This is a genomic window from Micromonospora sp. NPDC051296, from assembly GCF_040682255.1.
Classification (GTDB): domain Bacteria; phylum Actinomycetota; class Actinomycetes; order Mycobacteriales; family Micromonosporaceae; genus Micromonospora; species Micromonospora craterilacus.
Map to the genome: position 1 here is coordinate 1 of NZ_JBFBAO010000397.1, position 6,052 is coordinate 6,052.

Genomic DNA, 6,052 nt, shown 5'->3' on the forward strand with positions numbered 1-6,052 from the left:
TCGAGGTAGGCGTGGTTGCCGGGGGAGAGGATCTCTTTGGCGCCCCGGCGTACCGAGTCGGCGGTGACCGGGTCGTCGCCGCTGGTACCCCACTGCCTTGGCGGGTCCGGACTCGCGACTGCCCGAAGCCCCGGTGCGGTCCGCGGTACCGCACCTCCCGGGAGCCGGTGCCGCGAAACACCCGCCCCGAGGGGTTGGAACGAACGTTCGAGGCAATCGAACACTCGTTCTAACTGCTGCTGACAGTACACCCTCCCACCGACGAAAATGCAACGTGTGGCGCGCCGGTACCTCGCGCGGGAGACCGGACGCCGCCCTTTCGCCGGGCGCGGCGTGGCCGGGTGCGCCCGGTCGCCCGCGTACCGGGAAGAATGGCGGCATGCAGTCACATCCGAACGTACGGGCGGTGCAGGACGCGCTTGACGGCGCGGACGCCCGGAACGGCTCCGGCACGCCCGCCACGGTCCGCCTGCTGCCCGACGCGGTACACACCGCCGCGGCCGCCGCCGAAGCGCTCGGTGTCGATGTCGGCGCCATCGCCAACTCGCTCGTCTTCGACGCCGACGGGGCGCCGTTGCTGGTGCTCACCTCCGGCGCGCACCGGGTGGACACCGCCGGCCTGGCCGCCCGGCTCGCCGTCACCCGGCTGCGCCGGGCCACCCCGCAGTTCGTCAAGGAGCACACCGGCCAGGTGATCGGTGGGGTCGCCCCGGTGGGTCACCCGCAGCCGCTGCGCACGCTGGTGGACACCGCCCTGGACAAGTACGACGAGATCTGGGCCGCCGGTGGCGTGCCGCAGGCGGTCTTCCCCACCACGTACGCCGAACTGCTGCGGGTCACCGGCGGAACCCCGACCGACGTGGCGTGAGCGAGCGAAGCGAGCGAACCATCGGGCACAGCAGCATGGCGCCTCGCGCCGTCGGGGAGCGAAGCGAGGCGACGGCGTGAGCGAGCGAAGCGAGCGAACCATCGGGCACAGCAGCATGGCGCCTCGCGCCGTCGGGGAGCGAAGCGAGGCGACGGCGTGAGCGAGCGAACCGTCCCGGAGTTGGTCACCCTGCACGTGTGGCGGATCCCCCGGACGGCCCTGCCCCGGGCGCTGGCCCGGATGGCACTCGACCCGCGCCGGCTGCGCGCCCTGCCCGGCGTACGGTTCGGCAAGCTGCTCGGCACCGGGACCGGCACCGGCTTCGGGCCGGGCGACGCCGACCCGACCCGCTGGGCGGCGCTGACGGTGTGGGACTCCCCCGCCACGGCCACCCGGTTCGCCGACTCACCGGTGGGGCGGGCCTGGTCCGGCCTCGCCCGGACGAGCGTCCGGCTCGACCTGCGGCCGCTGACCAGCCGGGGCGAGTGGTCCCGACGCCGGCCGTTCGGCGATCCCGCGGGCGGCCCGGCCGCCGGCCCGGTGCTGGCCCTGACCCGGGCCCGGCTACGCCCGGCGCGGGCACTCACCTTCTGGCGGGCGGTCCCGCCGGTCGCCGCCGCCCTGCACGCCGCGCCCGGTCTGCTGGCCCGCTTCGGTATCGGCGAGGCACCGCTGGGCTGGCAGGGCACGGTGAGCGTGTGGCGAGACCCCGCGGACCTGATGGCGTTCGCGTACCGTCACCCGGAGCACCGGGCCGCGATCACCCGGACCCCGACCGAGCGGTGGTACGCGGAGGAACTCTTCGCACGGTTCGAGGTGCGTGACGTGATCGGTGACCGGACGGTACTGGGGTGGGTCGCCGACGGCGATCCGGCGAAGGGTGGGCGGGCATGAGGTTGGTGCGGTGGACACCGGACGATCTCCTCCGGCGGCTGGACGACGTGGTGGCCGTCTACGGCGAGGCCATGGGCTACCGCGCCGACCTGCTGGAGGCTCGTCGCGGCTACATCGCCACCCACGTCCGCCGGCCCGGCTTCCGCGCCGTCGCCAGCCTGACCACCGAGGGCCACCTGGCCGGCTTCGGCTACGGCTACCTCGGCGGGCCCGGCCAGTGGTGGCACGACCAGGTCTGGCGGGCGCTGGATCCGGCCACCCGGCAGCGCTGGCTGACCGACTGCTTCGAGGTGGTCGAGCTGCACGTACGGCCACCGGCCCAGGGCCACGGCCTGGGCGCCGGGCAACTGCGCGCCCTGCTCACCACGGCCGAGGGCACGACCACGCTGCTGTCCACGCCGGAGGCCGACGAGCACACCTCGCGCGCCTGGCGGTTGTACCGCCGGTTCGGCTTCGTCGACATCCTGCGCGATTTCCGCTTCCCCGGCGACGAACGCCCGTTCGGGGTGCTCGGCCGGGACCTGCCCCTGCCGGCACCGGGGCCACCGCCGCCGCCCGCCGGGTCATGACCGGCGGCACACCGGCCCGGCTGGCCCGCGGCTACCCGTGGGCGCTGCTGGCCCTGCTGGTGCTGGCCCAGATCTGCTACCCGCTGACCGGCGGGCCGACCCGGGCCCGGCTGACCGTGGCCACCGTGGTGCTCGGCTACCTGCTCTCGGTCGGTCACGCGCTGGCCAGCCGGGGGCCGCGTACGGCGGTGACGCTGGTCGCGGTGGCCACCGGCGGCGGGTTCGCCATCGAGGCGCTCGGCGTGGCCACCGGCTTCCCGTTCGGCAGCTACGACTACTCCGGCCAGCTCGGCCCGAAGCTGGCCGGAGTGCCACTGATCATCCCGCTGGCCTGGACGTGGATGGCCTGGCCGGCCTGGCTGGTGGCGACCCGGCTCACCACCGGGCCGCCGATCCGCACGCCGGGCACCGGCCACAACGGGCTGCTGGGCGGCGCGTCGGCCGGTCGCACCGCCAGGCCACCAGCCGGTACGGCGGCGCGGTGGCGGTGGCCGGGGCGGATCGCGGTGGCCACCGTCGGGTTGGCCGCCTGGGACCTCTTCCTCGACCCGCAGATGGTGGCCGAGGGCCACTGGGTGTGGCGGGAGGCCACCCCGGCGCTGCCCGGCCTGCCCGGCGTCCCGATCAGCAACTACCTGGGCTGGCTGCTGTTCGCGGTGCTGGTGATGGCCGCGCTGCGCCCGCTCGCCGGGCCCGCCGTGGCGGTCACCGACGCCCGCGACCACCCGATGTACGCGCTCTACCTGTGGACGTACGGCTCCAGCGTGCTGGCCCACGCGGTCTTCCTCGACCTGCCCGCCTCGGCGCTGTGGGGTGCGGCCGGCATGGGGGTGGTAGCGGTGCCGCTGGCGGTGACGCTGCGGCGGTCCCGCCGGGCCCGCGACAGTGCCACCGGGACGCCACGCACGCCGGTCGACGTCGCCGCATGACCGGGCCCAGCGGAGCGCCGGCATGAGCCCGCCGCTGGTCGCGCTGGTCACGTTGGGCGTGCTCGCCGTGCTGGCCGCGCACACGGTGGTCAACGCCGGCCGGTGGCTGCGCCGCCCGGCCGGCGACCCGGTGACGATCACCGAACGGGTGGCGGTGCTGCTGCCGTTGCGCGACGAGGCCGCCCGGGTCACCCCGTGCCTGCGGGCCCTGCTCGCCCAGCGCGGCGTGCCCGGGCTGCGCGTCATGGTGCTCGACGACGGCTCCGGCGACGGCACCGCCGACGTGGTCCGCGCGGTGGCGGCTGGCGATCCGCGGGTCACCCTGCTCACCGGCGCCGCCCCGCCACCGGGCTGGCTGGGCAAGCCGCACGCCTGTTGGCAGTTGGCCACCCGCGCCGACCCGTCGGCCACCGTGCTGGTCTTCGTGGACGCCGACGTGCTGCTCGGCCCGTACGCCGTGGCGGCGGCGGTGACCGAGCTGCGGGCGGCCGGGGCGACGCTGCTGTCGCCGTACCCCCGGATCGTGGTGCGGACGGCGGCCGACCGGCTGGTGCAGCCGCTGTTGCAGTGGCTGTGGCTGACCTTCCTGCCGCTGCGCGCGATGGAGCGCTCACCGCGGCCGTCGCTGGCCGCGGCCGGCGGACAGTTCCTGGTCGTGGACCGGGCCGGCTACCTGCGGGCCGGTGGACACGCGGCGGTCGCCGACCGGGTGCTGGAGGACATCGAGCTGGCCCGGGCGGTGAAGCGCTCGGCCGGCCGGATCACCCTGGTCGACGGCTCCCGGCTGGCCTCCTGCCGGATGTACGAGACCTGGCCGCAGCTGCGCGACGGCTACAGCAAGTCGCTCTGGGCCTCGTTCGGCCACCCGATCTCGGCCGCCGTGGTGGTGACCCTGCTGCTCCTGCTCTACACCGCGCCCCCGCTGGTCGCCGTCGCCGCGCTGCTCGCCGGCGCACCGGCGGTGGCCGGGGCGGCCGTGCTGGCGTACCTGCTAGGGGTGGCCGGACGGGTGGTCAGCGCCCGGGCCACCGGAGGGCGGGCCTGGCCCGACGCGCTGAGCCACCCCGTGTCGGTCGCGGTCCTCGGATGGCTGACCCTGCGGTCGTACCATCTGCGCAAGCGGCGACGCCTGACCTGGCGCGGCCGTCCGGTCGGCTAGGGCCTGGGAGGACGCGGCATGGCGCGGATCGTGGTCGTCGGCGCCGGGGTGGGTGGGCTGGCCGTCGCGGCCCGGCTGGCCGTCACCGGGCACCAGGTGACCGTCCTCGAACGGGCCGGCACGGTCGGCGGCAAGCTCGGACGGCACACCCGCGACACCCCGGCGGGCTCGTTCCACTTCGACACCGGCCCCAGCCTGCTCACCCTGCCCGAGGTCTTCCACGAGCTGTTCGAGGCGACCGGGGCGAAGCTCGACGAGTACCTCGACCTGGTGCCGCTGGACCCGATCGTGCGGCACGTCTTCCCCGGCGGCGGCCCGGTGCTCGACTCCTGCGCCGACCCGGCGGAATTCACCGCCCGGGTCGGTACGGCCCTCGGCGACCGGGCCGCCGCCGACTGGCAGCGGCTGTGGCGGCGCGCCGCACGGGTGTGGCGGGCCTCCGAACACGACATCCTGCGCCGCCGCGTCGACTCCCCCCGCGACCTGGCCCGGCTGGCCTGGCGGCTGGGCGACCTGGCCGCGATCCGGCCCGGGCAGAGCCTGCGCGGGTTGGGCCGGGCCCAGCTGTCCGACCCTCGGCTGCGGATGCTGCTGGACCGGTACGCCACCTACACCGGCGCCGACCCGCGCCGCGCGCCGGCCGCGCTGGTCGCCGTCCCCTACGCCGAGCTGGCCTTCGGCGGCTGGTACCTGCGCGGCGGGCTGGGCACCCTCGCCGACGCGCTGCTGTCCCGCTGCCTGGACCTGGGGGTGGTGGTGCGCACCGGCGCCGCGGTGACCCGGATCGACGCCGCGGGCGGCCGGGTGCACGGGGTACGCGTCGCCGGCCAGACCGCTCCGATCCCCGCCGACGTGGTGGTGGCCAACGTGGACGCGCTCACCGTCTACCGGGACCTGCTGCCCGACCCGCGCCGGCTGGCCGCGCTCACCGACCGCAGCCTGGCCGGTTTCGTGCTGCTGCTCGGCGTACGCGGGGACTCCGGACTGGCCCATCACAACGTCTTCTTCCCGCGCGACTACGACGCCGAGTTCGACGCGGTCTTCGGCGACCCGGGGCGGGGGGTGCGGGCCCGACCGGCGGCCGACCCGACGGTCTTCGTCACCGTCGCCGACGACCCGGCGATCCGCCCGACCGGGCACGAGGCATGGTTCGTGCTGGTCAACGCCGCCCGCCAGGGCACCGCTGCGGGGGCGGTCGACTGGCGCCGGCCGGGGCTGGCCCAGGCGTACGCCGATCGGATCCTCGACGTGCTGGCCGAACGCGGCGTGGACGTCCGCGACCGGCTGGTGTTCCGCGACGTCCGCAGTCCCGCTGACCTGGCCAGCGCGACCGGTACGCCGGGCGGAGCGATCTACGGTACGGCCGGCGGGCTGCTCCGCCCGGCCAACCGGGGCCCGGCCCACGGTCTGTGGCTGGTCGGCGGTTCCAGCCATCCGGGCGGCGGGCTGCCGATGGTGGCCCTCTCCGCGCAGATCGTCGCCGACGAGATCGGCCCGGCCTGGTAGGTGTAAGGAAGGGCCCCTTCTTAACGCCTCGTGGGCGGATTCGAGGGGTCGTTGCAACATGGTGGTCTAGCCGGTGACGGCTAGGAGCTTAGCGAGACGTTCGGCTGGGGTGTCCCAGCCGAGCGTT

General features: G+C 75.7%; 6 protein-coding genes. All 6 read left to right on the forward strand.

Translation table 11 applies throughout. The features are described from left to right. Positions 1–379 precede the first annotated feature (379 nt). A complete protein-coding gene (locus AB0M52_RS29000; protein WP_363960261.1) occupies positions 380–868 on the forward strand; it encodes a YbaK/EbsC family protein in 489 nt (162 codons plus the stop codon). Between the two features lie 156 nt (positions 869–1,024). Continuing rightward, the gene (locus tag AB0M52_RS29005) at positions 1,025–1,762 is read left to right on the forward strand and encodes a monooxygenase (protein ID WP_363960264.1); all 738 of its coding nucleotides are present in this window, start codon (positions 1,025–1,027) and stop codon (positions 1,760–1,762) included. Next, positions 1,759–2,331 carry a GNAT family N-acetyltransferase gene (locus AB0M52_RS29010; RefSeq protein ID WP_363960266.1) on the forward strand — a complete coding sequence of 191 codons (573 nt, stop codon included), beginning with the start codon at positions 1,759–1,761 and terminating at the stop codon, positions 2,329–2,331. Before AB0M52_RS29005 ends, AB0M52_RS29010 begins: the two co-directional genes overlap by 4 nt. Beyond that, the gene (locus tag AB0M52_RS29015; protein ID WP_363960269.1) at positions 2,328–3,260 is read left to right on the forward strand and encodes a carotenoid biosynthesis protein; all 933 of its coding nucleotides are present in this window, start codon (positions 2,328–2,330) and stop codon (positions 3,258–3,260) included. Before AB0M52_RS29010 ends, AB0M52_RS29015 begins: the two co-directional genes overlap by 4 nt. A gap of 22 nt (positions 3,261–3,282) precedes the next feature. Then, on the forward strand, positions 3,283–4,419 hold the full coding sequence (locus AB0M52_RS29020) for a glycosyltransferase family 2 protein (protein WP_363960272.1): 1,137 nt from the start codon (positions 3,283–3,285) through the stop codon (positions 4,417–4,419). 18 nt (positions 4,420–4,437) lie between these two features. Next, on the forward strand, positions 4,438–5,925 hold the full coding sequence (crtI, locus tag AB0M52_RS29025) for a phytoene desaturase family protein (protein WP_363960275.1): 1,488 nt from the start codon (positions 4,438–4,440) through the stop codon (positions 5,923–5,925). The last annotated feature ends 127 nt before the right edge of the window (positions 5,926–6,052 follow it).